At 55.5% G+C, this 25,561-nt stretch carries 21 protein-coding genes and 1 pseudogene; 3 read left to right on the top strand and 19 right to left on the bottom strand.

Translation table 11 applies throughout. The features are described 5' to 3' along the window. Position 1 precedes the first annotated feature (1 nt). The 8 genes from QZR17_RS03640 to QZR17_RS03605 form a co-directional block, all read right to left on the bottom strand. Entirely contained in the window at positions 2-1,153 is a 1,152-nt protein-coding gene (locus QZR17_RS03640; RefSeq protein ID WP_297127741.1) for an efflux RND transporter periplasmic adaptor subunit, read from the bottom strand. A 51-nt stretch (positions 1,154-1,204) separates the two neighbouring features. Then, a complete protein-coding gene (locus tag QZR17_RS03635) occupies positions 1,205-2,482 on the bottom strand; it encodes an ABC transporter permease (RefSeq protein ID WP_297127739.1) in 1,278 nt (425 codons plus the stop codon). Positions 2,483-2,486: 4 nt separating this feature from the next. Next, the gene (locus QZR17_RS03630; RefSeq protein WP_297127737.1) at positions 2,487-3,773 is read right to left on the bottom strand and encodes an ABC transporter permease; all 1,287 of its coding nucleotides are present in this window, start codon (positions 3,771-3,773) and stop codon (positions 2,487-2,489) included. Then, positions 3,770-4,468: an ABC transporter ATP-binding protein gene (locus QZR17_RS03625; RefSeq protein ID WP_297127735.1), complete on the bottom strand. Its 699-nt coding sequence runs from the start codon at positions 4,466-4,468 to the stop codon at positions 3,770-3,772. Before QZR17_RS03625 ends, QZR17_RS03630 begins: the two co-directional genes overlap by 4 nt. A 185-nt stretch (positions 4,469-4,653) precedes the next feature. Further along, positions 4,654-5,097, bottom strand: coding sequence for a DUF695 domain-containing protein (locus QZR17_RS03620; protein ID WP_297127733.1), 444 nt, complete (start codon positions 5,095-5,097; stop codon positions 4,654-4,656). Between the two features lie 6 nt (positions 5,098-5,103). Further along, positions 5,104-6,021: a YitT family protein gene (locus tag QZR17_RS03615; protein WP_297127731.1), complete on the bottom strand. Its 918-nt coding sequence runs from the start codon at positions 6,019-6,021 to the stop codon at positions 5,104-5,106. An 83-nt stretch (positions 6,022-6,104) separates the two neighbouring features. Next, positions 6,105-6,284 (bottom strand): Txe/YoeB family addiction module toxin, encoded by a 180-nt coding sequence (locus QZR17_RS03610; RefSeq protein ID WP_297127942.1) that lies wholly within the window; start codon positions 6,282-6,284, stop codon positions 6,105-6,107. A gap of 91 nt (positions 6,285-6,375) precedes the next feature. Further along, entirely contained in the window at positions 6,376-6,633 is a 258-nt protein-coding gene (locus QZR17_RS03605; RefSeq protein ID WP_296158774.1) for a prevent-host-death family protein, read from the bottom strand. 783 nt (positions 6,634-7,416) lie between these two features. Here QZR17_RS03605 and mfd point away from each other — a divergent pair. Beyond that, entirely contained in the window at positions 7,417-10,866 is a 3,450-nt protein-coding gene (gene mfd / locus QZR17_RS03600; protein ID WP_297127729.1) for a transcription-repair coupling factor, read from the top strand. A gap of 8 nt (positions 10,867-10,874) precedes the next feature. Then, a complete protein-coding gene (locus QZR17_RS03595) occupies positions 10,875-11,240 on the top strand; it encodes a CrcB family protein (protein WP_297127726.1) in 366 nt (121 codons plus the stop codon). Positions 11,241-11,306: 66 nt separating this feature from the next. On the opposite strand, the gene QZR17_RS03590 is transcribed toward QZR17_RS03595, so the two are convergent. From QZR17_RS03590 to QZR17_RS03560, 7 genes are read right to left on the bottom strand one after another with little or no spacing between them, the layout of a single operon-like run. Then, the gene (locus QZR17_RS03590; protein ID WP_297127724.1) at positions 11,307-11,939 is read right to left on the bottom strand and encodes a porin family protein; all 633 of its coding nucleotides are present in this window, start codon (positions 11,937-11,939) and stop codon (positions 11,307-11,309) included. Between the two features lie 25 nt (positions 11,940-11,964). Continuing rightward, a complete protein-coding gene (folE, locus tag QZR17_RS03585; protein ID WP_296158779.1) occupies positions 11,965-12,597 on the bottom strand; it encodes a GTP cyclohydrolase I FolE in 633 nt (210 codons plus the stop codon). Between the two features lie 16 nt (positions 12,598-12,613). Further along, positions 12,614-13,123 (bottom strand): SPOR domain-containing protein, encoded by a 510-nt coding sequence (locus tag QZR17_RS03580; RefSeq protein WP_297127721.1) that lies wholly within the window; start codon positions 13,121-13,123, stop codon positions 12,614-12,616. Between the two features lie 29 nt (positions 13,124-13,152). Further along, entirely contained in the window at positions 13,153-14,118 is a 966-nt protein-coding gene (gene ribF / locus QZR17_RS03575; protein ID WP_297127719.1) for a riboflavin biosynthesis protein RibF, read from the bottom strand. Beyond that, positions 14,103-15,395, bottom strand: a complete 1,293-nt coding sequence (locus QZR17_RS03570) for a peptidoglycan DD-metalloendopeptidase family protein (protein WP_297127717.1) — start codon at positions 15,393-15,395, stop codon at positions 14,103-14,105. Before QZR17_RS03570 ends, ribF begins: the two co-directional genes overlap by 16 nt. Beyond that, positions 15,392-16,198, bottom strand: coding sequence for a hypothetical protein (locus QZR17_RS03565; RefSeq protein WP_297127714.1), 807 nt, complete (start codon positions 16,196-16,198; stop codon positions 15,392-15,394). The genes QZR17_RS03570 and QZR17_RS03565 overlap by 4 nt, the downstream gene beginning before the upstream one ends. A 43-nt stretch (positions 16,199-16,241) precedes the next feature. Further along, on the bottom strand, positions 16,242-17,990 hold the full coding sequence (locus QZR17_RS03560; RefSeq protein ID WP_297127712.1) for a tetratricopeptide repeat protein: 1,749 nt from the start codon (positions 17,988-17,990) through the stop codon (positions 16,242-16,244). A gap of 578 nt (positions 17,991-18,568) precedes the next feature. Between QZR17_RS03560 and QZR17_RS03555 the strand changes: the two genes are divergently transcribed. Continuing rightward, a complete protein-coding gene (locus tag QZR17_RS03555; RefSeq protein ID WP_297127709.1) occupies positions 18,569-20,719 on the top strand; it encodes a heavy metal translocating P-type ATPase in 2,151 nt (716 codons plus the stop codon). A gap of 324 nt (positions 20,720-21,043) precedes the next feature. Here QZR17_RS03555 and QZR17_RS03550 read toward each other — a convergent pair whose 3' ends face one another. The 4 genes and pseudogenes from QZR17_RS03550 to QZR17_RS03535 form a co-directional block, all read right to left on the bottom strand. Continuing rightward, on the bottom strand, positions 21,044-21,538 hold the full coding sequence (locus QZR17_RS03550) for a Csac_0668 family 2Fe-2S cluster-binding (seleno)protein (protein WP_363171299.1): 495 nt from the start codon (positions 21,536-21,538) through the stop codon (positions 21,044-21,046). Between the two features lie 40 nt (positions 21,539-21,578). Further along, a complete protein-coding gene (locus tag QZR17_RS03545) occupies positions 21,579-22,124 on the bottom strand; it encodes an IS30 family transposase (RefSeq protein WP_297127707.1) in 546 nt (181 codons plus the stop codon). Positions 22,125-22,349: 225 nt separating this feature from the next. Continuing rightward, positions 22,350-23,672 (bottom strand): sigma-54 dependent transcriptional regulator, encoded by a 1,323-nt coding sequence (locus QZR17_RS03540; RefSeq protein ID WP_297127705.1) that lies wholly within the window; start codon positions 23,670-23,672, stop codon positions 22,350-22,352. After that, a pseudogene (locus tag QZR17_RS03535) lies at positions 23,665-25,561 on the bottom strand (ATP-binding protein); the annotation flags it as partial. The gene QZR17_RS03540 and the pseudogene QZR17_RS03535, both read right to left, overlap by 8 nt.

The raw sequence follows: 25,561 nt of genomic DNA, 5'->3' as shown, positions 1-25,561 counted from the left end.
ATTAGTTCTTCTTCTTCATAAGATTACCGCGGAGCGTCTCGTCGCCGGTGAGTCCGGAGAGTACCTCCACCTTGATGCCGTCGGAGAGGCCAAGGGTCACCTCCTTCTTCTCATACTGCCCCTTGCTGCCCTTGACGAAGACGAAGCTCTTGTCGCCCTCGTAGGTGACGGTCGCCTCGGGGATGGTGAGGACACCGGTCTTGTGCGCCATCTCTACCTCGGCATTGCTGGAGAAACCAGCCTTGAGTGCCGAGAGGTCGTCACCCGAGATCGCCGCCTTCACCTCGAAGAGGATCGTCCCGCTGGTGTCCTTGCCCTTGGGGGAGACGTACTCCACGACAGCGTGGTAGGTCTTGTCCTTGAGCGCCCCGACGTGGATCGTGACGGGGGAGCCGACGGTGACGTTATTGACGTCGCTCTCATTGACATTACCGATGAAGAGGAGGTCGGTGAGGTCGGCGATGCTGACGACGGTGGTACCCTCGCTGAAGTTATTCGCCATCGTGACGCGTGAGCCGACCTTGACCGGCTGCTCGAGGATCGTCCCGGTGACGGTGGCAAAGACGAGGGTGTTATTCCGCTTGGAGGTGGAGGCGGAGGAGCCGGTGCGGGTGAGGTCGAGCTGCTCGACGGCGGAGCTGTACTCGATCTTGGCGCGGCGGTAGTTGGCGAGCGAGGTCTCGTAGGCCTCCTTGGCGAGGATCTGCTGGTCGTAGAGGGACTTGTCGCGCTTGTAGACCTCCTCGGTGCGCTTCAGGTCGACGCGGGCGGCATCGACGCGAGAGGCGGCACTCTGGACCATGGCGACGTCGGGGACCATCTGGATCTTGGCGATCAGCTCGCCCTCCTGGACGAAGTCACCGGGGAGGTGATTGAGCTCAGCGATGATGCCGTTCATATTGGGCTTCACGAGGATCTCGTCGCGCGGCTCGATGGAGCCGGTGAGGACGGTCGACTTGACGATCGAGTCATTGGCGGTCGGGGTGACCTCCTCGTAGAGCTCCTTCGTCTTACCCTGCGACTTGACGATCGAGGTGGCGATGACACCGATGATGGCGAGGCCGATGACGACCCAGAGGAGGATCTTGGGCCACTTCTTCGCACGCTTCTTCTGCACCGGGACGGTGCCGGACTGTGATGGATCTTGGATCATAATGGAGATATGATAGGTAGTTATTGTTTTTTGTCTATAAGGAAAAGGGGATTACTCGTCGCGTATGGCGTCGATCGCCTTGATGCCGAGCGCCTTCTGCACCGGCAATAGCCCGGCAAAGGCACCCGAAAGGATCATGATGATGAGGGAGAAGAGGAGGATCCCCGGCGTCGGGTAGGGGCGTACGAGGATCTCAGCCAGCTTGCCGGTACTCTCCGACAGGGCGCCGATGCCGAGGAGAAGGAGCAGTCCGACGAGCAGCCCGAGGAGTCCGGCGACGAGGATCATCGCCATCGACTCGAGCATAAATTGGATCACAATGTCGATCGGCTTGGCTCCGAGGGCGCGGCGGACACCGATCTCCCGCTGTCGCTCCTTGACGGTCACGAGGAGGATGTTGCTGACCGAGATGACGCCGGTGAGGAGGGTGCCGAGACCGATGATCCATACGAGGGCATTCAGGAGGTTGGCCATCAGGTCAAAGATGCGGAGCTGTGACTCGACGTCCACCATACCGAGCGCGCCGGTGTCGGTCGGATCCACGTGGTGGACGCGAGCAATGTAACCACTCAGCTCGCTCCGGAGGTCGTCGGCTGAGCTGCCCTCCTTAAGCAGTCCGGAGATCATCACCTCCCGGTCTAGATTGCCACCGACGGCAAAGTCTATCGGCACCTCGACACACCACTTGGCATTATATCCAAGATTGAAGTTGTCGTTCATAGTCTCGATCACCCCTACGATGCGGAAGGCAATCCCTCCGACGGAGAGGTACTTCCCCACTGCGTCCTCCGGCTTGTCAAAGAAGTTCTTTGTCGTCCTCAGTCCCATGACACAGACCGGGTCACCCCGCTTGATCTCCTCGCGAGTCATATAGCGCCCATAAGAGACGATTACCGGGCGGATGTCGTAGGGGTACTCGTGAGTGACGCCGACAACGAAGTCCTTTGCCGACTTGCCGTTGGCAGTGATCTGGGAGTCCGACCACATGTTTTCCTTATTGAAGCCGAGGAAGCAGCCTGCCTTATCGAGGCTCTTGGCATGGTCGCTCATCCAGAGGTAGTCCCGGTAGGTGAGCTCGATGTAGCGGTTGGCCTTATAACCCCGGTAGGGCTTGGTGGTTCGACTCCCAAAGACTGCGACCATACGCTTGGAGAGGGTGGAGAAACCCTCGTTGATGCTGTTGCCGATGCCGGTGCCCAGCCCGTCGAGGAGGACGAAGAAAAACATCCCGAAGAAGACCCCAAGTGACGTGACGAGGGTGCGGCGGCGGTTGCGTCTCAGCGAGTAGAAGACCTCGCTCCAGAGCTCTGTGGAGAATAGCTTACTCATACTCTTACTTATCTCTCATGGCGATGACGGCAGGGACATGGAGGGCGTGGCGTGCCGGACGGATGCCGGCGATGATGCCGACAAGCACCAGTACGATCAGCGCTCCGATGGCGATGCTGAGGTTGACACTCGGGTCGCTGACGATGTGGTAGTAGGCCGCCTCGGCACCATTTTCATTATTTATCTCCTGGATCGCCCAGCTATCGTGCTCGGCAGAGTAGCCGATGAGCCGGACGATGCCGGCGCCGAGGAGCAGCCCGACGAGACCGGAGACGACGGAGAGGGCGACGCTCTCGCCGAGGATCATCTTGAGTATGTCTCTCGGTCGGGCGCCGAGGGCCTTGCGGATGCCGATCTCCCGCATGCGCTCCCGCACGGTGACGGTCATGATGGTGGAGACGCCGATGGAGCCGACGGCGAGGCTGCCGAGCCCCATGATCCAGAGGAGCATGTCGAGACCATTGAAGGCCTTGTCCATTGAGTTTTTCACATCCGTGGAGCTGTGGAGTCGGAAGACGTAGGCATCGTTGGGGTCAAACTTCAGCATACTCGACAGCTCGCCCTTAAGTCGCTCTTCGAAGCTCTTCATCTCTTCTGCCTTGGACCCTTTTGGGTAAAGCTTAATGTTGCTCACCTCGATCATTTGATTGGGGTAGAGTCCCTGGTAGGTGGTGAGCGGTATCTCAGTCACGGCGAAGAAGGGATTGACATCCTCCGTCACGCCGATGATGCGGTAGCTGATGCCTCCGGCAGTGATCACCTGTCCGATGGGGTCGGTGCCGGCCTCGAAGAGCTTCGAGATGGTACTCTTGCAGAGTAGCGCCACCCGCTCCCCCATAGCCAGTTCGCGGGGGGAGAAAGTGCGTCCCTGTATCACGCGGAGGGTGCGGAAGCGCTCACTCAGAGGCGTGGCGGTATCCAGTTGGGTGCTGGCGGAGCCGAAGTCGGTGGTGAAGGTGAGGAAGGAGAAGCTCGGGGCCGGATCGATGCCGTAGAGATCATCGGCAAAGGTGCTCCTCAGGCGATCGATCTGCTCGGCGGTCAGCCGGGGCTTCCGTCCCTTCTGGTACCCCGCATAGGGCAGGTCGGTCTCCTGTAGGGTGACCTTCGTCCCGAAGTGGCTCATCCCCATATCCTCAGACATGCGGGTGGCACCATTGCGGATGCCGGTCCCGATGCCCAGCAGCACGACAAGGATGATGATCCCCCAGGCGATGGTGAAGGAGGTGAGGAAGGTGCGGAGCTTGCTCGTCCGCATAGAGGCGAGGATCTCGGCAAATAGCTCTTTCATGGCTCGTCGGTGATGAGGCCGTCCTTGATGTGGATGATCCTGTCGGTCAGCTCTGCCACCTCCTTGGCGTGGGTGACGATGAGCTCGGTCATGTGGTCCTCCTCATTGATCTCCCTGAGGAGCCGCATCACATCATCTGCCGTGGCGCTGTCGAGTGCGCCGGTCGGCTCGTCGGCAAGGAGCAGGCGGGGGCGGGTGATGAGAGCCCGGGCGATGGAGACGCGCTGCTTCTGTCCGCCGGACATCTCATTAGGCAGGTGATCCCTCCAGGGGAGCAGTCCCACGCGATCAAGGTACTCCTCGGCGAGCTTCATCCGCTTGCGGGTGCTGACGCCCTGATAGTAAAGCGGCAGGGCGACATTCTCCAGCGCAGTCTTGAAGGAGATGAGGTTGAAGGACTGGAAGACAAATCCGATCTTATGCCCCCGGAGCTCCGCTGCTTCGTTCTCCCCCGGGCGGGTGATCAGCTGCCCGTCCAGGTAGTATGAGCCGGCGTCGTAGGTGTCGAGGATGCCGAGGACATTGAGTAGGGTACTCTTGCCGGAGCCACTCGCTCCCATCAGAGACACCATCTCTCCCTCCTCGACTCGGAGGGAGACGCCCTTAAGGACGTGGAGCGGCTGAGCTCCCGGATATGTCTTGTGCAGCTCCCGGACGTCGACTACCGGGGTGCGCTCTCTGCTGTCTGTCTCCATTGCGTTACTTACTTTGATTGGTTGACGAAGCAAAGATAGGTATAAACTCGGTACCTTACAAATTTACAGTAGCTATTCTTGAAGAAAAATTGATATTTCTTTCACCTCGTCCACCAAAGGTCCTGATACAGAGCGGGGACGCACTTTTATCCGAAGTGCGTCCCCGCTTTGCATTTACGGGCAGGCTACTCAGCCGCGATCAGCGGCTCCACTTCGCCAAAGGCGAGACCCTCCCGGTCCTCCTCTGCATAGATCTCCAGCGGGTAGTCCGGCAGCTCCGCGGAGGCTTCGTTGAGCATCTCCTGGAAGGCTGGGATATTCCGCGTGTAGATGCACCAGAGGCAGCGCTCCTCGCCCACCACCTCGTAGGCGAGTAGGGCAAGCTTGTCCCGCTCGAGCGCTTCGTCGATCACCCGCTCGCGGAAGCCCTTCATCGCATCGGCGGTCTCAGGGTCGGGGAGCCCCTTCTCGTCCCCATCGTAGGGCCAGGTGATATCGACCCGATACGGGTACTTGCCGGTGGACAGCTCCTCACGCAGGTGGGTGCGTATGTGGAGGAAGCGCATCACCGAGGGATCATACTCGCCGTCCACGGGGACGGTACACATTTCCGGACTTAGCTTAGACATAAGAGATTACTGATGAGGAGCCTTAGGGATCGGCAGCGGATCCTCGCCGGCATCCATGGTGGAGATAAAGGCCTTGGGGTCCAGGGCTCTGACTTCGCTTCGTATGCGGCGGAGTGTCTTCCGCTCGGCGACGATGAAGAGCACCTCGCGCTCCACACCCTCGTACATGCCCCGTCCGTGGAGGATCGATCCCCGCACGCCGAGGGCGGAGAGGCACTGACGGATCGGCTCCACCTGAGTGGAGACGATGAAGACTGCCTTCTTGGGGTTCTCGGGCGAGAGGAACTCGACCACCCGACCGTATATAAATATGGTGAGCCACGAGTAAAGCGGCACCTTGATGTCCCGGAAGACCAGCAGGCCGAAGACGACCACGATCGAGTCGATGATGATGATGCAGGTGCCGAGCTTGATATTCCGTCCCTTGGCGATGATCCGCCCCAGCACGTCCGTCCCTGCGCTCGTGCTCTCGGCACGGAAGACGAGGAAGACCCCCACACCGAGGATCGCCCCGCCGTAGCAGGAGGCGAGGATCATATCGTCGATGATCGGCTTGTGGTCGAGGAAGAGGGTGATCCCGTCGGTGAAAAGCGAGATGAGGATAAAGGTGAGCACCGTCTTGGGTCCCGACTTCAGCCCCAGCTTATGCATCGCCAGGAGGAGGAGGGGGACGTTGAAGAAGAGCGCCGTCGTCCCGATCGGCAGTCCGTCGGGAGCGAAAGCAAATACCCCCTTCGTCAGCTCGTGGAGGGCGATGGTGATACCATAGACCCCACCGGGGATGATATCGTTGGGGGCGATGAAGCCACCATACGCCAGCGCCTCGAGGAAGGAGCCGATGACGATCAGGAGGATCTCCTTAGCCATCGGTCCGGCTCGGTGAGTCGTTGTCGTCTCTGCGGAGGGGACAGCAGGGTCAGTCATTATTGGGATTGTATCAAGTAATCGTGGTTGATTCTGATGCGAAGTTAGCCATTTTTTGATTCCCCTACACCCTGCATCCGGTGCTATTTGTCGTCGTAGTGTCCATAGGCGGATAGCAGGTGGACCTCCTTCGCCTCCTCTACTATCCGGTATACCAGTCGGTGCTTCTGGGTCAGTCTCCGTGACCACCTCCCCGGTGGCAGTCCCCTTAGCGGTTCCGGCTTGCCGGTCCCTGACTCAGGATGCTCAGCTACCTCCTCGATGAGTCTAAGGGTTTTCTGGAGACTTTAGCCTCACGCTTCTTGAGCTTCTTGAGGTCCTCCTCAAAGGTCTTTGAGGCCTTGATGTGATACACTATAAGGAGCGGAAATAGGTCGCTGCCTCCTCAGCGGTGGCAAAGTCCTTGCCCTCTCCAGCCTCTATCTCCTCCTCTGCCTGCCTGATCTTATCAAAGAATTCCTTCTTAGAGAGCAGGGTATCATCGTCTGTGATCGGAACAAGCTTGAAGGAGCCGTGGTCTCTCGACTTGATGACCACGTCCTCGCCCCTCTCTACCATCCGGAAGTACTTCCCTTGCTCGCCCCTAAAGTCTCTTGCCGTGACTATGATCATAATCCTTCTTGCTTTGCTCTTATGTGTACCAATATGGTACACGTTGCAAATGTACTTGTTTTTGGGATAAGCGTCAATCCTAATACCGATATTAGCGAACTCTAATATCGGTATTAGTAAACTCTAATATCGGTATTAGTGAACTCTAATATCGGTATTAGAAATACGCTAGAGGGAGGGCGCTCCTTGCTACTGATCCTCAGGCGTATACTCGAGGAGGATAAAGTCGGTCCTCAGCGGGGGCTGCTCTCTATGAGCAGGGGCAGTCCCGGGCCGGCGCTGGAACTGAGATACGGCAGGGCTGACGCATTTGAGCGTTACAGAAGCCACTCAACTCATCGTGAAGAGTGCCGAACGAAGCACCCCGACAGGGGTGCTCGCTCCATAGGCATCGGTCATCCGCGAAGCGGTGACCGATGTACAGAGCCCCAGCCTACCACCTCGACCCCTTGTGGGTCGCCGAGCAGACATCTCCAATGCCGGCGACCCGCAAGGGGTCGAGGGATGATGTGTACGCTTATACATCGGTCATCGGCACTTCGTGCCTCGACCGATGCCTATGGAGCGAGCACCCTTCGGGTGCGGAGAGAGTCTCCTATGTAGCGGTCTTCACATACGCCCTTGTCCGATGACCCTAAGGAGGTCGGCAGGGCGAGCACCCCGACAGGCGTGCTCGCCTTTTACCTAGGGGAGACCTTGAGCAAATCCAAATGCGTCACCCCTGTGAGCTACGGCTTTTAGTCCACTCGGGGTGAGGGAAAAGCGGTACCTTTGCCCCCGTACATGAAGAACAAAGATCCAGAAGAAACGACAGCCAAGACTGTCGGCTTAAGTACGCTGCGGGGCCTCTACGGGAAGCATCCCGCTCTGCAGACGATCGTCCGCTCCCTCGCCCAGGAGCGGAAGAGTCCCGCCCGGCTCTTCCTCTCCGGTCTTGCCGGCTCCGCTCCGGCGCTCCTCTTTGCCGAGCTGGCGGATCGGCTCGCACAGGTGCCGACCTTCCTCCTCGTCTGTGACGATGAGGAGAGTGCGGGCTACCTGCAGAGTGACCTGGTCGCCCTGATGGGGGGCGAGGAGCAGGTCTTTTTCCTCCCCTCGCTCTATCGTCGTGGCATCCGCTACGGACAGCCCGATGCGGCCAATGAGGTGCTGCGGAGCGAGATCGCTGATCGGCTGAGGGGTGGCGGGGTGCCACCACGGATCATCGTCACCTATGCGGCGGCGCTGCCGGAGGGCTTTGCCGACCAGGCGGAGTATGAGGCGGGGCATATCGACATCGCGCTCGGGGAGGAGTATGAGCGGAAGTCTCTCCGCGAGCGGCTTTGGTCGCTGGGCTTCGAGGAGACGGACTACGTCTACATGCCGGGACAATTTGCCGTCCGCGGCAGTCTGATCGACATCTACTCGTACGCACAGGACCTACCGGTGCGGATCGACTTCATCGGTGATGAGGTGGAGACGATCAGCTTCTTTGACCCCGAGAGCCAGCTCTCCGGCGAGACGATGGAGCGGGTGCGGATCCTGGCACCGGTAGATAGCAAGAGTGAGAGCAAGGGTACCTCGCTCCTCGAGCTGCTGCCGGCGGAGGCGGTGGTCTATCTGCCGAGCCACTCCTTCTTCCCCTCCACCCTCCGCACGGTCTACGAGATGCCCCCGGTCCATCCGGAGGACAATATCTTCCACACCCTCGAGGAGATGCAGGCGCGGCTGATCGAGCCGGAGACGGTGATGGAGCAGCTGGAGCACTTCTCGCTCCTCACCGGGGGCGTCGACCTGAGGGAGCAGTCGCAGTGGCAGGAGATCGCCTTCCGCGAGCAGCCGGAGCCCCTCTTTCATAAGAAGATGGACCTCCTCGCCGAGACGCTCTCCGACTCCCAGCATCAGTCCTTTGCGACGATGATCATGAGTGACCAAGAGAGCCAGCTGGGGCGACTTCACAGGCTCCTCGCCGAGCGGGAGCAGCCGGTCCACTTCGTCCCGCTGCGACCGACGCTGCACGGGGGCTTCATCGACCACGAGATCAAGCTCTGCCTGCTGACGGACCACTCCATCTTCGAGCGGTACCACGGCTATAGGCTCAAGAGTGACCGCATCCGCAAGCGGAGCTCGGCGCTGACACTGCAGGACATCCGGGGATTTGAGTACGGGGACTACGTCGTCCACTCCGACTACGGGGTGGCACAGTTTGGCGGGCTCTGCCAGATCGAGCAAAATGGGGAGGAAAGGGAGGCGGTGCGGCTCAACTTTAAGGGCGGCGACAGCCTCTACGTCAGCATCAACGCCCTCAGCCGCATCTCCAAGTACAAGAGCAAGGATGTGGAGGAGTCTCCGCAGCTCAATAAGCTGGGCAGCGGTGCCTGGGATCGGCTCAAGGACAAGACGAAGAAGAAGGTCAAGGAGATTGCCCGCGACCTGATCAAGCTCTACGCCCAGCGGCTGAAGATGAAGGGCTTCGCCTTTAGCCCCGACACCTACCTGCAGCAGGAGCTGGAGGCCTCCTTCATGTATGAGGATACGCCCGATCAGGAGCGGGCTACGGAGGAGGTGAAGGCGGATATGGAGTCGCCCGTGCCGATGGACCGGCTTGTCTGCGGGGATGTCGGCTTCGGCAAGACGGAGATCGCCGTGAGGGCGGCATTTAAGGCGTGCGCCGACAGCAAGCAGGTGGCGGTGATGGTGCCGACGACCGTGCTTGCCTACCAGCACTATCACACCTTTAAGAAAAGGCTCAAGGACTTCCCCGTGCGGGTCGATTACCTCAATGCCGCACGGCAGGGGAAGGAGCGGACGCAGCTGCTGACGGATCTCGCGGAGGGGAAGATCGACATACTGATCGGCACCCACTCGCTGGCGGGGAAGGGGGTGAAATTTAAGGACCTGGGGCTGCTGATCATCGATGAGGAGCAGAAGTTTGGCGTTGCTGTGAAGGAGAAGATCCGGAAGATGCGCGCTGAGGTGGACACGCTGACGATGACCGCCACGCCGATCCCGAGGACGCTCCAATTCTCCCTCATGGGCGCCCGCGACCTCTCCAATATCCTCACTCCGCCGCCCAATCGTCACCCCGTGCGGACCGACCACACCACCTACAGCCCCGAGGTGCTCGCCGATGCGATCAATGCTGAGCTGGCGAGGGATGGGCAGGTCTTTGTGATCAATAACCGGATCCGCACCATGGAGAGTGTGGAGGAGGATATCCGGAAGGCGGTGCCGGGCGTCCGCATAGGTGTCGGTCACGGTCAGATGCCACCTAAGGAGCTGGAGAAGGTGCTGACCGGCTTTGTCAATCAGGAGTACGATGTGCTCCTCGCCACCTCCGTGGTGGAGAATGGGATCGATGTGCCCAATGCCAATACCATCATCGTCAATGAGGCGCAGCGCTTCGGTCTCAGCGACCTCCACCAGCTCCGCGGTCGGGTAGGGCGCGGGGATCGGCAGGCGTACTGCATCCTCCTGACGCCCCCGGCGGATGCGCTGACCGATACAGCGAAGCGTCGACTCGAGAGCATCGTCTCCTTTGCGGAGCTGGGGAGCGGTATCCAGATCGCCATGCAGGACCTCGACATACGGGGCGCGGGAAACCTCCTCGGCTCGGAGCAGTCCGGCTTCATCGCCGACCTCGGCTACGAGACCTACAAGCAGGTGCTGGAGGAGGCGGTCAGGGAGCTTAAGGATGAGGAGTTTGCCGATCTCTTTCCGACAGAGGAGGAGCCTGTGGAGCAGGCAGAGAGCCCCTCTCCCTCCGACAAGAAGGGGCACCGCCGGTCCTATGTCACCGATACCTCCATCGACACCGATGTGGCTGCCTACTTCCCCCAGACCTATGTCCCGGGAGACGAGGAGCGGATGCGCCTCTACCGGGAGCTGGATAGCATCCAGCGGAAGAGGGATCTTCTCGACTTCTACGACCGTATGGTGGACCGCTTCGGTCCGATGCCACGCGAGGGAGAGGAGCTGCTCCATGTGGTGGAGCTGCGCCTCCTGGCGATGCGGTGTGGCGTGGAGCGGGTGCTGCTCAAGCGCGGACTGCTCAAGCTGACCCTCGTCCGCGACCTCCACAGCCCCTACTACAGGAGTCCGCTCTTCTCCCACATCCTCCAGGCTGCGGCTCAGTGGGGCGAGGAGCTACGATTTAAAGAGGAGAAAGGCGACCGCAGTATCTCCGTCCGTGGTGTGGAGACGCTCCGCCAGGCGACGACGATCCTCGAGCGACTCTCCGGACTCACAGCTTAGAATATATAATGAGAACTATACTCTTCGTCGGACTGGGCAGTATGCTGGGCGGCATCCTCCGCTACGGCATCGGGCTGCTCCCTCTGCCCACTCTCGTACACGGCTTCCCGCTTTGGACACTTGTGATCAACCTCCTCGGCTGCTTCCTCATCGGGCTGCTGACCGCCCTTGCGGAGACCACTTCGCTCGATACGGCGATCGCTCGGGGGCTCACCGTGGGGCTCTGTGGCGGCTTCACCACTTTCTCCACCTTCTCCAAGGAGTGCCTGATGCTCAAGGAGAGCGGCGCCTATAGCCTGATGGCACTCTACATCCTCCTCAGCGTCGGTCTCGGCATCGCTGCCGTCTACGCCGGTCGCGCGGTGATCAAGTAAAAAAAGAGAGACGCACCATCCTCGCCGGATGGTGCGTCTCTCCTTATATAACGGCAGCTGACTCTATCAGAAGAGGACAGCGGCTTGGATGACGAAGCTATTGGTCTTGGCATTGAAGACATCCTTCGTCGTCTGATTGAGGCTCGTAAACTTGTAGTCGTCTGACAGCGTGGCATTGTAGAGCGCAGAGATCTGCAGCATCTTCAGCACCCGCACGCCGAGACCGACATTGACTCCGACAGACGCTTTCTTGGCCTCAGTCTCCCGCAGGGCATTCAGGTCCTTCAGGTCCCCAAGGTTGTTGCTGAGCATAAAATTGAATTGCGGTCCCGCGATGACCATTACGTCCGCACCAGGGAGGCTGACGAGGTCGTACTTCGCATTCACCGGCACGATGATGTAATTGGTCTTCAGGATGTCCTTCGCCTTTGTCTCCTCCATAGTCATCCCCACCTTCTTTTGAGAGAAGAGCAGTGAGGCATCGATGGAGAAGCGGAGAGGCAGCTGCAGCTCGACCGTCGGACCGACGTGGAAGCCGGTGTAGTAGTCGGACTTAAATTGCTCCGCCGTGGTGGGGAACTTGGAGAAGTCGGCTCCGGCGCGGAGTCCCCAGTGGAACTGTGCCTCAGCGCTGCCGAAGGCGGTCATGCCGAGGAGGACTCCCAGGCAGAGGATCAGGGTGTGCTTGATATTGCTCATGATGATTTTCCTTTTTCTATTAAGATTAAACGTATCCCTTACCCTCGTGGTGGATCAGCTCGAGGAACTCGGATCGGGTGCTCTGCCGCTCAAAAGCGCCGCAGAAGTCGCTCGTCGTCGTGATCGCATTTTGCTTCTGCACGCCCCGCATCTGCATACAGAGGTGCCGCGCCTCGATCACCACCATCACGCCGAGCGGGTGAAGCGCCTCCTCAATGCAGTCCTTGATCTGCCTCGTGAGCCGCTCCTGCACCTGCAGACGACGGGAGAAGATGTCCACGATGCGGGCCAGCTTGCTCAGCCCGGTGATGTGGCCGTTGGGTATGTAGGCGATGTGTACCTTGCCGAAGAATGGGAGCATATGATGCTCGCAGAGGGAGTAAAACTCGATATCCTTCACGATCACCATCTGGCTGTAGTCGTCCTCAAAGGTGGCAGCACGGAGCACCGCCTTGGGATCCTGATGGTAGCCTCGGGTGAGTGCCTGGAGTGCCTTGGCGACGCGTACTGGCGTCTCCTGGAGGCCATCGCGACCGGCATCCTCACCCAGCTCGGTAAGGATCTGACGGGAGAGCTCAGCCAGTCGGTCGGTCCGCTCCTGTATCTCCTGCGGATCGACCTCCTCGGTGAAGTAGGGGTTGTCGTGACGTGAGGTCATAGTGATGGGTCAGTCGTTAGAGTGGTACTTTGATCTTAGACGGCACCACATGCATCTCTCGGGCAAAGGCAGGGAATCGCCCCTTGAGCCGAGCTATGAAGTCTCTCGCCTCCTCGCGAGTGACGAAGCTACCGGTCCGGACGCTCCAGAAGGGTGCCTTGTAGAGCACATCGGTCTCGATCTCCGGGTAGGCATCCTTGAGCTGTCGTGCTCGGTAGGAGGCAGTGCTGCGGGCGTTGGTGTCGTTGCTACTGAATACCTGGATCCGGTAGCCGCTCCTGTAGGTGTAGCCTGCCTGGAGGTCGTCCTTAGTGATCAGCGAGGGGCGATTGTGCACCAGCGCTGCAATGTCGGGCGACTGCGTGATAAAGACCGTCCCCTCGCCCTCCTTGATGAGCGCCAGCTCGTCAAAGATATTGCGCACCGTGAGCGAGTCGATCACCGACTCCTGCGCACGTAGGGACGATGCGGTCATCAGTAGGGTGATGATCGCCAGCCCAATGGTATGGTAAGATCTTAGTCTCATAGTGGTTACAAAGGTAGCAATTTTTGGCTCTATACGCTGCGACCTCTCTTGCGGAAGAAGTCTCGGGTAGCCTCCTCGTCCTCGAGTAGCTGCTCCCTCAGCTCCTCGAGGCTGTCGAAGCGCTTGTCGCCCCTGAGGTAGAGAAGGAAAGAGATCTCCACACGATCCCCGTAGAGGTCACCGCTAAAGTCGAGGAGGAAGGCCTCGATCCTGTAGTCTCTGTCGTCGGCGCTGATCGTCGGTGCGGTGCCGTAGTAGGCCATCGCTGGGTAGGTGACTCCGTCCAGCAGTACCTCCGCTGCCAGCACTGCATCCCTCGGGATCAGCGGGGCCGCTCCCTCGGGGACGATATTCGCTGTGGGGAAGCCCATCTGTCGCCCGATCTGCCGTCCCCCCGCGACGTAGCCACAGAGGCTGTAGGGGTGCCCCAGTAGCGCCTCCGCCTCCGGGATACGTCCCTCAGCGAGCAGCTCCCGGATGTGGCTGCTGCTCACCTCCTTACCACCCGGACTCACCGGTGACACGCGATCCACCGGCACACCGAGCGCTGCCATCTTTTTGTCAAAGAGGTCAAAGGGGATCCCTGATGTGTCGCACCCAAATCGGCTGTTGTACCCCAGTACCATCCGAGTCAGTCCGATCTCCCGGAGCGCCCCGATGAAGTCGCTCATCGAGAGGGCGGCCAGCTCAGGGGTAAAGGGGAGGAGCAAGATCGCATCCGCCCCGAGGGGGGCGAGGTAGCGGATCTTCTCGGTCGTGCTGGTGATCAGAGGCGGAGCACTTTTGTGGAGCACCTCGGAGGGATGTCCGTCAAAGGTGATCACCACGGAGGCGTCCCCCCCTCTCTCTGCTTCGTGGACGGTCCTCTCGATCACCGCTCGATGTCCCAGGTGGACTCCGTCGAAGGAGCCTACCGTGGCGACAAAAGGACGTCCCTCCAGCGTCTCGCTCAGCTCACGGAGCGAGAGGAGGGTAGGGGTCAGTGCCTGATCCATACAGAGGGGTCGAGCTTGGTGGTCTCCTTCCAGAGCTGGAAGTGGAGCTTCGTCGCACCGCCCACGTCGGGATCGGAGTAGACCTTACCGAGAGCCTGCCCGGTAGTGACCTTGTCGCCCGTCTTGACAAAGACCTCCGTCAGGTTGCTGTAGACGGTGAGGTAATTACCATGGCGGATGATGATGCTGTTATTGAAGCCCTCGAGGGTGAAGATGCGCGTCACCACGCCATCAAAGACGGAGAGTGCCCGTGCTCCTGCGGCACCCTGCAGGTCGATGCCGTTGTTATTCAGCTCGACATACTGCATACCGGCAATCTTCTGCCGACCGAAGCGGGAGACTACCCGGCTCGGACCGGAGATCGGGCTGGGGAGCTTACCCCGATTGTCGGCAAAGTTTTTCGACAGCTTGATCTCCTTCTCCGTCATTGCATAGCCGCCCTTGGTGGCAGCGCGACGGCGGCTGACCTTGCTCCCCTTCTGGGCCTTCTGAGCCTCCAGCTCAGCCTTTCGCCGAGCCTCCTCCACCTCCTTGCGGATCTGCTCTTGGATCTTCCGGTCGAGGGCAGCGGCCTGCTGCTGTTGCTTCTTGATCTGCTGCCGGAGCTCCTTCTCCTTCCCCTTCAGTCGGGTGGCCTCCTGACGGGCAGCGTCCTGATCCGCCTGTAGCTTGGTCTGCTCGGCGGTCTTGTCATTGAGGAGCTGCTGCTGCTTATCGCGCGCCCGCTCCAGCTCAGCCCTCTGAGCCTCTATCTCAGCGCGGAGAGCCTTCAGCTTCTCCGCCTGATTGCGTTGCCACTTGGCATACTGCCCGAGGTACTCCGCCCGGCGCATCCCCTCGGCGAAGTCCTTGGCACTGAGGACAAACATCATCATATCCTCGGTCGAGTGGTGGGTCTGGAGAGCGCGGATCGACTTGATGTAGCTCACCTGCTTGCGGTCAAACTGCACCTGTAGCGAGTCCAGCTGCACCTCCAGCTCATCGATCTGACCATTGAGCGCAGTCACCTCGCTCTGCATCGTCGCTATCGCCTCCTTACGAGCGCGGATCTGCTGGTCGAGGAGGGAGATGCGCTGTAGGGTATTCTTAGACGAAGAGGTGGTCTGGGTCAGGAGTGCGGAGATCCGCTTGATCTCCTCCTGGATCTTCTTCCGCTGGTTCTCCAGCTGTCGTACCACATCCGACTTCTTCGTCGTCTGTGCCGCCCCCTCCGTGAGCGGTGTCAGGGAGAGGGAGAGGAGCAGGAGGAGCAAGAGGGGGGTCTTGAGGTGCTTCATTTGCCGAGGATTACAGAGATCAGCCGGAAGAGGCTGAGTCGGGTATAGTCGTCGGGAAGTGCCTTATCGGGTCTCATCGACGGCTTGGTGTCGTAGTCAGTTATCGTCAGTGCCAGCGTGGCTGGGTCGCCCATCGAGGGCATACGCAGCTCAGCGCTCATCCGCTGCGGGAGAGGACGGTAGCCGGATATGGTGGTGAAGTGGGAGAAAGAGACGGTCACCCCTCCCGCTCGTCTCGGCAGGTCGATCGACATGCCGGTGAGATTGAGGTCCAGGTCCATGAAGAGCTCGCTCCCGCTATCCCGGTCGGTGAAGCGGTATCCTCCCGGCTCCCGGGTCATACTCATCTCCTCCAGGCGCGCTGTGCTGACGGAGCCGAAGAGGTCAAGGATGCTGACCGGTAGCGCCGGTGTGACGTCCAGTGCCTCATCCACGCCATAGCGGTCCATCTTATCCAGCAGCACCACCCGGTCGGGGAGCAGCGTCACACGACCGGCCTCAAAGAGTCCCATCGGCCTTGCCGAGATCACCATCGCCTCCCCTGGGTAGATCGACATCCGGTAGCCACTCGAGAGATCGCCCTTGTCGCCCGCTGAGACGGAGAGCATACCGCGTGCATCGGCGAGGGGGTAGGAGGGAAGTGCGGCATAGCCTCGGATCACTTCGCTCTTGGAGAGGGTCCCCATGGCTCCCGAGCCACCGACGGATCTTCTCCGTGAGCCGCACGAGGTGGCAACGAGCAGTAGCACCCCCAGTAAGGGGAGTAGAAGGATGGATGCAGGTCTATGTATGGTCTGTCTCATGGTGCTTTTCCTTGATCTAAGTGACTGATTTTTCTTCTCCGAGTCAGTCGGTCACCGGCTCGGTCTTTTTACTCTTTTTCATCTCCGTGATGGCCTCTACCTTTTGTGCCACCCTCTTCGTGTCGCCCCCGCTCTCGAGGCAGTGTCGCCACGCCTCTATCGCCTCGTCGTACCGACCCTCAGCGGTGAGGATCTCGGCGAGGTGCTCGTAGAGTGTCGGGTCGGGTGTCTCAGTCGCCTCGATCGCCTTCTTGATGTAGATCAGGGCGAGCATCGATGAGCCCTTGCGGTAGAGTACCCAAGCATAAGTGTCGAGGTAGGTCCCATTGTCCGGCTCCAGCTTGATCGCCTGCCGGGCCAGCTTCTCCGCCTTATCGAGGTCGGCCGGGGTGCCGGACTTCTCCGTGAGGAAGTAGGCGTAGTTATTGTACGCTGGGGGCAGTGGCTGGCTCACGGCTGCCTCGTAGTAGGGCCTTGCCGCCTCAAAGTCTCCCCCGCCACTCAGGTCATCTGCCCGCAGGAGCGCCAGTTGAGGATAAAATCGATCCTCAGTCGAGACCACAGTCAGGGCATCGTCCAGCTGCTTGCGATAGCCGGTCGTGTCGCCTGCATTGACCGCGAGGAGGGCTAAGTAAAGGCGGAAGACTCCCTCCTCCGGCAGAGCCTCGTGACCCGCCTCGGCATAGTGCCTGAGGTGTGTCGTATCCTCAGCGGCGGCATAGCGGTCGGTGAAGTAGACGTATGGTGACACCAGCTCGGCGCGGTCATCCACCAGCCTATTCAGTATCGCCTCCGCGGCGACCGTGTCGCCCAGCAGCAGATGATCCTGCGAGAGCCCGAGGAGGAGCTGCGGGGTGTGGGGAAAGAGCTTGGCAATGTCGGGCCGCACCCTCACCATCTCTCGTCGCGCCTCGGTGGCACTGGGGGACTCCTTATATAAGGTCTGGATCAGCGACTCTACCTGCTCCGGGTCGATCCCCTCGCTCCGCGACTGACGGAGTATGTACTTCGCCCCCTCGCGATACCGCTCTCGGCGAGCGAGGTAGGTCACCTCGGCCACCCGCAGAGCGTCGCTATCGGCGCCCTGCTTACGCAGCTGCTCCAGAGCCTGCCCGGCGCGGTCGTAGTCACCGTCAGAGAGGTAGAGGTAGAAGAGTACCGTCTGTGTCGTTGGCTCGCCCGGGTGGTTCTTGCCATACTGCTCCAGCAGCTTCAGCGCCTCTGCCTGACGCCCCGCCTGTATGTAGAGGCCCGAGAGTCCCGACACCTGACGCGGGTCATCGTTGCTCAGCTCGACGATCTTTTTCCCCACCTCGATCGCCTTATCCCACTTCTCCTCCGATCGGTACGCCTGCTGCAGGAGGATGAGGAGGAAGTGGTCATCCGGCACCTTGGCCAGGAGCTCCGTGATCACCTCCTCTGCGGTGCCGTAGTCCTGATTGGCGAGCGCCAGTCGAGCGAGAGGCTCACCGATCAGGTGATCCCCATGTGACGCGCGGTAGGCGCGCATGAGATATGCCTGGGCGCGCTCCGGCTGACCCAGCTGGGTGAGGAGGAAGCCGATGTCGGAGAGCGCTGAGGGCTGGACCGAGTCGGCAAGGTTTGCCAGCCAGAGGTGGGAAATGTAGGGCGAGAGGTCGCTCTCCACGTCGATCGGCTCAAGGCAGAGCGCCCGACTGTAGAAGTCACTGAATAGCAGCTCCGGACTATCGTCCCTCGGGGTCTGAGCCCCGAGCGGAGAGCAGAGCGTCAGCGCTGACAGGAGTAGGGTGAGGAAAGTCGATTTCTGCAAAGCTAAAACTGGATTGATTGGCCTATATGATTGGGCAGGTAAAGGTACCAAAAATGCCGCGTCGGACGATCCGATGAGGTCGGACCGATCGGGACGATCTCCATCGGGATCTATCCATACACTTTATGCCGGGGACTCGGGGTTGTCGTCAAGCACCTTGCGCAGATGCTGATGCCTTTTTCCCAGCTATATATTAATGTGTGTGACTCGCACCCAGAGTGGGGAAAAATTAGGTCCTGGATCAGAGGATTTACTAATACCGATATTAGGCGCGACTAATATCGGTATTAGTGATCTCTAATATCGGTAAAAGAATGTGCGCTGATCAAAATGCGAATTAGCCAGTCCTACGACCGTGGAGGACTGGCAAAATAAGTGTGTACTCATTAGTAATAAATGCTTATATTTGTATATGAGTTGGCACCTAACCCGTTTCGGGTGTGTACACTCTCAGGTCTTAATCCAATGACCGGTATACAGTCCCAGTAATATTCAATCAACTGTGTACTTTTTTCAGAAATCGCATAGACAATGCAAATGTCATTTACATCATCATTAAGAATAAGGAGGAATTTAAAATGAACAATAACAACAAACATTCATCCCACAGTCACCATAATCATGGCGACATGGATCATTCAAAACATGAGCACGTAAGCTCGGAAGAACATAGAGACCATAAGAATCAACATCACGACCATCATGCTGGTCATGACCACAGTGGGCACGGAGGGCATGACCACAGCGGGCACAGTGGGCATGATCACAGTGGGCACGGAGGGCATGACCACCATCATCACGGTAACTTTAAGGAACTTTTCTTAAAGTCATTACCACTAGGAATCATTATTATGCTCTTATCCCCTATGGCTGGGTTTGACCTACCATTCCAGTTTACTTTTCCATATTCTGATATTGTAGTAGCTATTTTATCTACTATATTAATTATTTATGGTGGACGTCCATTCTATCAAGGGGCAGTTGACGAATTTAAACAAAAAGAACCTGGAATGATGGCTCTCGTTTCTTTAGGTTTAAGTGTTTCATATTTATATAGTATTTATACTGTAATAGCAAGCTACGTAACAGGTGAACAAATTATGGACTTTTTCTTTGAATTTGCTTCATTACTATTAATCATGTTATTAGGTCACTGGATTGAGATGAAAGCTATTGGAGAAGCAGGAGATGCACAAGAAGAACTGGCTAAGCTAGTACCAAAAGATGCTCATGTAGTATTAGATGACGATTCAATAGAAACACGACCAGTTGCTGACTTAAAGGTAGGTGATTTAATTCGAGTTCAAGCTGGAGAAAATGTGCCAGCAGATGGAACTATCGAGCGTGGCGAATCACGTTTAAATGAAGCTCTTTTGACTGGAGAATCAAAAGCAGTAAAAAAAGGCCCTGGCGATGAAGTAATCGGGGGCTCAACAAATGGAGAAGGGGTTCTTTATATTAAAGTGAATGAGACAGGTGATCAATCCTTCATCTCTCAAGTTCAGAATTTAATCAGCCAAGCTCAAAGTCAGCCTTCCAGAGCAGAAAATATTGCTCAAAAGGTTGCAGGGTGGCTCTTCTATATTGCGATCATTGTCGCACTAATAGCTTTTGTAGTTTGGACGCTTATAGCGGACATCCCAACGGCAGTAAAACTTGCTATCACAACTTTAGTTATAGCTTGTCCACACGCATTGGGTCTAGCTATTCCATTGGTCACCGCTCGTAGCACAAGCTTAGGGGCAAGTCGTGGCTTACTAGTAAAAGACCGAGAATCTTTAGAAATAGCTCAAGATGCAGATGTGATGATTTTAGATAAAACGGGTACTTTAACAACTGGTGAGTTTAAAGTATTAGATGTAAAACTTCTTAATGACAAATATAATAAAGAGGAAATCATTGCCTTACTGGCAGGTATTGAAGGAGGGTCTAGTCACCCGATTGCTCAATCAATTATTAGTTTCGCTAAGCAGCAAGGTATAAGTCCAGCATCTTTTGATTCAATTGATGTGATTTCCGGTGCTGGCGTAGAAGGCAAAGCCAAGGGCCATAGTTACCAATTAATCAGCCAAAAAGCCTACGGACGTAATCTGGATATGGATATTCCAAAAGGAGCAACTCTCAGTGTCTTAGTAGAAAACGATGATGCTATTGGTGCTGTAGCTTTAGGGGATGAATTAAAACCAACGAGCAAAGAGTTAATTAAAGTTCTTAAAAAGAACAATATAGAGCCGATTATGGCAACAGGTGATAATGAAAAAGCGGCTCAAGGCGCGGCAGAAGATTTAGGGATTGAATATAGATCAAATCAATCTCCACAAGACAAATATGAGTTAGTAAAAACACTTAAAGAAGAAGGAAAGAAAGTTATCATGGTAGGTGACGGTGTTAATGATGCCCCTTCTCTTGCCTTAGCAGACGTTGGAATAGCAGTCGGTGCAGGAACTCAAGTGGCGTTGGATTCAGCTGATGTCATCTTGACTCAATCTGATCCAGGAGATATTGAATCATTTATTGAATTAGCACACAAAACAACTCGTAAAATGAAACAAAATCTCTTTTGGGGAGCTGGTTATAACATTATAGCTATCCCTCTAGCTGCAGGAATTTTGGCTCCTATTGGTATCACATTAAGCCCTGCATTAGGAGCAATCCTAATGTCTGTGTCAACAGTCATCGTCGCCATTAATGCTATTTTATTAAGTTTAGATCCAAAAAATAACGGCTAACAAACTGAATGATTGAAACTCCTTAAAGTATCAAGATACAATAGTTTTACAGGAAAAAAAGAGATGTAAGTACTGGCTCTTTGTAAAATCGTGTTGGTAGAAGTAGACGATTTTTCTACCAACACGATTTTTAATTTATTATAGAATTGATTTCTTCTAAAATCCTATAAGCCATTGATTTTATAAGTTTTATGGCTTGTTATTCTGTTTTCTTGACATCAATACTACAGTCTCAACCCCTATGGTTATGGGGAACATATCCACGCACGTAGATGGAAACATATCAAAGATTGGCTCTCGTTTGTAGGAACATATCGACTGTAATTATTTCATTTTCAAGCCTTTATCGATAGCTTCCTGAATAATCTTATGACAACAAACTCCCAACGGATTGTTTTCTTTACAATTAGAATTTTTCATTGCCCCAGTGATGGCATTTACTTCTTTTACGGATTTCGCGCCATGCTTTACAACTGCTTCAATTACCTGATTTTCTGTGACTTCGCTGCAATAACAAGCATACTTAGGGTCTGCATCTTTCTTAAACCAGATAGGAACTCTAACTTGGTCTTTCAAGAATTTTATTTCATTATCTAAGTTATAGTAAACAACGTCGCAGTCCTCGTTCATGCAAATCTTATATTGATCTCCGTTAACAGCATTACGATAATCATCTACCACTAGATGTTCAACAGTTACTTTACTAACGGAAATCCCTTCATTATTACATACAGGACAATTGTCTTTAATTTGATCCGGCTTTTCTGTTTTGCATCCACAACAACATTCATTATTAATCTTTATATTCTTAGCCTCCATATTTTCATTATAATTTCTTTTTTAAACTAGGTAAAACCAATTATGCCACGGTCTTTGCCGTTGGTAACGCCTTCCGTCCCTGCGGCAGTCTTTCCATGAGAATGTAGTTAGTCGAGCGTTCCGTTAAGGTAACAATGGCATGACCGTACGAGTCGACGATAGTGTCCAGTTCCCAGTCTCCGAAGCGCGTGCCGTCAGCCTGCATTGGTCTCTGGTGTATGCTTATACGGTTAGGGATATTGGTAGCCTTCGTAGGACGCAACGCCTTGCTCCTCTTTGTGTATTTGAGCCTATGTGGCATATGTGAAGCAAGTTTTCCGGTGGTGTCTGCATGGACGTGGTTGTAGATGGTCTGCTTCACGATGTGAATACCCTCACGTCTGAGCACGCCTGCAATTTGGCTGGGAGACCAGTCCTCATCCTCTATCATGCGGTCAACACGCCACCATAAGTCCTCAGGCTTGCGGTGATTGCCTTTAAAGCCGTGCTTGCGGGCTTCGCACTTGGATTGTGCATACTTCCACACATACGTGCCGTCTGGCTTGGAGTTTCGCCTGATTTCACGGATGACCGTTGAGCAGGACACTTCGATTTCCCTTGCTATACATTTGTTGCTCTAACCAAATTATATCTGATTATCAACCAATTGTAGGCCAATAACGGAGGTATAGGTAATGGTTTAGAAACCACCTGTCTTCATTATTTTGCATGATTCCCAATCATTTCAAATAGCTCAATGCGAAGATAACACTATTTCTTGGATCTACCAAATTCCGATTGTCAAATTCATCCAAAATCAGCGAATTGCGGGCTATGGTTGCTTGAATTTATATTTAAGTCCATACTCTTCAAGTTTACTGTATAGTGCCGACCTGCTTATTCCCAACAGTTCGGCGGCAAGGCTCCGATTGCCGTTTGCCTGTTTCAACGCACGCAATATCCGTTCCTTATCCTCCGCGTCATTGCGCAGGGCGAAACTGACGGGTGAGGTCGGTTTCGTTACGGCAAGTTCCAGATGCTCTTTCGTAACAACACCTTCCTGTGCCTGCAATACAGCACCCATTATCTTTTGCCGGAGTTCCCGCACGTTGCCCGGCCATACGTGGGTCAGTAATGCTTTTCGGGCTTCTGAACTGAACCCGCTCACATTACACTCCAGTTCATTGTTTGCAATCTCACGAAAAAACTCTGCCAACGGCATAATGTCTTCCTGACAGTCACGCAACGACGGCACGCTTATCACGAAGTCGTGCAGACGGTAGAGTAAATCCTGCCGGAAACGCTTTTCACTCACTGCCGCCTCCAGATCCTCGTTGGTGGCGGCGATGATTCGGACATTGAAACTTCTGTCCGATTTGTCACCGACCGGGCGATAACGTCTCTCTTGTATGGCACGGAGCAACATCTGTTGGGTTTCCAATGCGAGGTTTCCCACCTCGTCCAGAAACAACGTGCCGCCTTCCGCTTCATGGAAATACCCTTTCTTGGTGCTGTCCGCTCCTGTAAACGCTCCCTTGACGTGTCCGAAGAATGCAGACGGCGCAAGCTCTTTGGTGAGTGAACCACAGTCCACCGCCACGAAGGGTTTGCCCGCACGTTTGCTCTTGTCGTGCAGAAGGTGGGCAATATGCTCCTTGCCCGTGCCGTTCTCACCGAATACCATAACGCTCATATCAGTTGTCGCCACCAACTTTATTCGGTGCATGATTTTCTGAAAGGCAGAACCCTCACGGGCGAACACGGGCATACGGCGGTGTCCCGCCTGACGTTCTTTCAGTATGGAACGAATCAGGGGGATAAGTTTATCCTCCACAAGCTGTTTGGGAATATAGTCTATCGAACCGAGTTTCATACTTTCCACGGCGGTATGCACTTCGGCATAGTCGGTCATGATGATGAAGGGCTGCATCTTTCCTTCCTTGTGCATCCAACGCAGCAGGTCTATACCGTTGCCGTCAGGCAGACGCAGGTCGGCAACCACTATGTCATTATCCGTTGCCTGTTGCAGATGTTTCTTCGCTGTCGATAAGTGGTAAGCCTTCACGGTATGGTAGCCCTCCCGTGCCAGCAGGTTGCAGACATATTCGCAATACACGATATTGTCCTCCACCACTATTATTTTTGTCTTATCCATCTTCGTATTTTCTCCTTTCCTTTTCTGCCAACCGTATTATTTCCGCTCCCTTATCCAGCACGGCAGTCACAGCATGGCTTAACGCTTCACCATCCGGGAGTGCATCGCCATGAAGCAATCCATAAAGTTCCCTCAACGGTTGGTCGGCACGTAGCACCTCCCACGAGCTGCGCAGGTGGTGTGTCAAGGCATCAAGTTCTTGCAGGTCGTTTTCTTCTGCTGCATCCCGTACCGATTGCATTTCCTTTTCAGTTTCCGTTATCAGTTTCTCCAACATGACGGCTTCATTACCGTAAGACAGTAAGGCTGAAAAGTCCGGCTTTCCGTCCGGTGTCGCTTTTATGGCACACCTGTCGGAAACCTCCATCAGTTCCGATATGGAGAACGGCTTGAACAGGCATCCGGCAAAGCCTTTTGCCAAAAGTTCCTCCGCATCGCAACTGCCCGAAGCGGTTGCCACGACCACCGGAATTGTTTGTGAATTGCCCACGTTAGACGAGCGGAGCAGTTCCAGCAACTCGAAGCCGTTTATACCGGGCATATTCAAGTCTGTCAGCAGCAGATTATATTCTTTCCGGCGTAGTATCTCCATTAGTTCCGCAGTATCGGTGCAAGTATCGCAGTGTATTCCCTCCTGTGCATACATCTCTTTCAACATCAGGAGCAACACTTCGTCATTGTCGATGGCGATGACATTGATATGTTTCTTTCCTTTGGGTGGATATAGTCGTGTATCGTCTGCGCCGGCAGTTCCTCGGCTTTCTGCATGGGTATCTCTACTGTGAAACGGCTTCCTTTCCCTTTTTCACTGTTCAGTCTGATTTTTCCATGAAGCATCGTCATGATATTATGAACGATGGCAAGTCCAAGTCCGAAACCGTCCTTTGCGGCGGCATTTGAGAGGCGTTCAAATGCGTCGAACACATGGTGCTGTTCCTCTTCGGTCATGCCCGTACCGGTGTCCTCGACGGTCAGTGTCAACACTCCGTTGGTATAGTCGGAAGTCAGTGACACACCACCTTTCTCTGTGAACTTAATGGCGTTTGACAGCAGGTTGTTACCGATTTGAACTATTCGCTCTTTGTCGGTCAATACAACAGCATCATTCCCGTTCTTCATGGTCAAGGACAGTCCCTTGTTCATGGCAACGGGCATGAACTCCGTTTCAAGGATGTGCGTGATTGCTGAAATTCTGCAAGGTTGCATTTTTGGCTGTTCCTTGCCGTTATCCAAGCGGAAGAAGTCCAGCAGAGTGTTGAGCATAGCCCGCATACGGTCGGAGGATTGTTGTATGCTTTGAAGGAAATGCACATTGTTCCCATTGCTGCACTCTTTTTGCAACAGTTCGGCATAGCCTGTTATTGCCGTCAGCGGTGTACGCAACTCGTGGGTAATAGTATATACCGCTTTCTTTCGGGAGGTTATGAGTACCTCATTTTGTTGCACGGACTGTTCCAATTGCCCTATCAAATCCGTTGTCTTGCGCTTGTATTGTTTGATACTATTTGCATCACGGTGTATGATAATATAGGAGATGACTAACAGCAAAAGGACAAAACCCATTAAACCGCCTACCTGCATAAAAGACTTTTCACGCATAGCGGCTATTTCAGTCTCCCTATTTTGCAGGTCGGTTTGTACTTTCTCTTCTATTTGGAATATCAATCCTTGCAGCTGCCTGTTAAGTTCAACATTACGAGCTGCAAGGCTATCGGCTTGTTCTGACAATCGGCAGCTTTGCGTATTCTGTTCGTTGATTACGTTTCTATTGAGTGAATAAAGCATGGACGTGGTTTCCGTTGGCTGTGTTTCCTCTTTTTTGCCGAATATGCCTAAGAAACCTTTTCGTTTTGGCTTTTTGGACTGTTCCTGCACACTTTTCTGCACAA

Source organism: uncultured Porphyromonas sp., from assembly GCF_900541275.1.
Classification (GTDB): Bacteria; Bacteroidota; Bacteroidia; order Bacteroidales; family Porphyromonadaceae; genus Porphyromonas_A.
The sequence above is the reverse complement of the archived record's forward strand: the minus strand, read 5'-3'. Positions and strand labels throughout refer to the sequence as shown.

What these genes read in the sequence shown, in the direction of transcription:
- QZR17_RS03550 (WP_363171299.1), bottom strand. Translation starts at nt 21,538, where the DNA reads ATGGAGGCTAAGAATATAAAGATTAATAATGAATGTTGTTGTGGATGC.
- QZR17_RS03540 (WP_297127705.1), bottom strand. Translation starts at nt 23,672, where the DNA reads ATGGATAAGACAAAAATAATAGTGGTGGAGGACAATATCGTGTATTGC.
- QZR17_RS03590 (WP_297127724.1), bottom strand. Translation starts at nt 11,939, where the DNA reads ATGAGCAATATCAAGCACACCCTGATCCTCTGCCTGGGAGTCCTCCTC.
- QZR17_RS03580 (WP_297127721.1), bottom strand. Translation starts at nt 13,123, where the DNA reads ATGAGACTAAGATCTTACCATACCATTGGGCTGGCGATCATCACCCTA.
- QZR17_RS03640 (WP_297127741.1), bottom strand. Translation starts at nt 1,153, where the DNA reads ATGATCCAAGATCCATCACAGTCCGGCACCGTCCCGGTGCAGAAGAAG.
- mfd (WP_297127729.1), top strand. Translation starts at nt 7,417, where the DNA reads ATGAAGAACAAAGATCCAGAAGAAACGACAGCCAAGACTGTCGGCTTA.
- QZR17_RS03620 (WP_297127733.1), bottom strand. Translation starts at nt 5,097, where the DNA reads ATGTCTAAGCTAAGTCCGGAAATGTGTACCGTCCCCGTGGACGGCGAG.
- QZR17_RS03630 (WP_297127737.1), bottom strand. Translation starts at nt 3,773, where the DNA reads ATGAAAGAGCTATTTGCCGAGATCCTCGCCTCTATGCGGACGAGCAAG.
- QZR17_RS03635 (WP_297127739.1), bottom strand. Translation starts at nt 2,482, where the DNA reads ATGAGTAAGCTATTCTCCACAGAGCTCTGGAGCGAGGTCTTCTACTCG.
- QZR17_RS03555 (WP_297127709.1), top strand. Translation starts at nt 18,569, where the DNA reads ATGAACAATAACAACAAACATTCATCCCACAGTCACCATAATCATGGC.
- QZR17_RS03565 (WP_297127714.1), bottom strand. Translation starts at nt 16,198, where the DNA reads ATGAGACAGACCATACATAGACCTGCATCCATCCTTCTACTCCCCTTA.
- folE (WP_296158779.1), bottom strand. Translation starts at nt 12,597, where the DNA reads ATGACCTCACGTCACGACAACCCCTACTTCACCGAGGAGGTCGATCCG.
- QZR17_RS03595 (WP_297127726.1), top strand. Translation starts at nt 10,875, where the DNA reads ATGAGAACTATACTCTTCGTCGGACTGGGCAGTATGCTGGGCGGCATC.
- QZR17_RS03570 (WP_297127717.1), bottom strand. Translation starts at nt 15,395, where the DNA reads ATGAAGCACCTCAAGACCCCCCTCTTGCTCCTCCTGCTCCTCTCCCTC.
- QZR17_RS03605 (WP_296158774.1), bottom strand. Translation starts at nt 6,633, where the DNA reads ATGATCATAGTCACGGCAAGAGACTTTAGGGGCGAGCAAGGGAAGTAC.
- ribF (WP_297127719.1), bottom strand. Translation starts at nt 14,118, where the DNA reads ATGGATCAGGCACTGACCCCTACCCTCCTCTCGCTCCGTGAGCTGAGC.
- QZR17_RS03615 (WP_297127731.1), bottom strand. Translation starts at nt 6,021, where the DNA reads ATGACTGACCCTGCTGTCCCCTCCGCAGAGACGACAACGACTCACCGA.
- QZR17_RS03625 (WP_297127735.1), bottom strand. Translation starts at nt 4,468, where the DNA reads ATGGAGACAGACAGCAGAGAGCGCACCCCGGTAGTCGACGTCCGGGAG.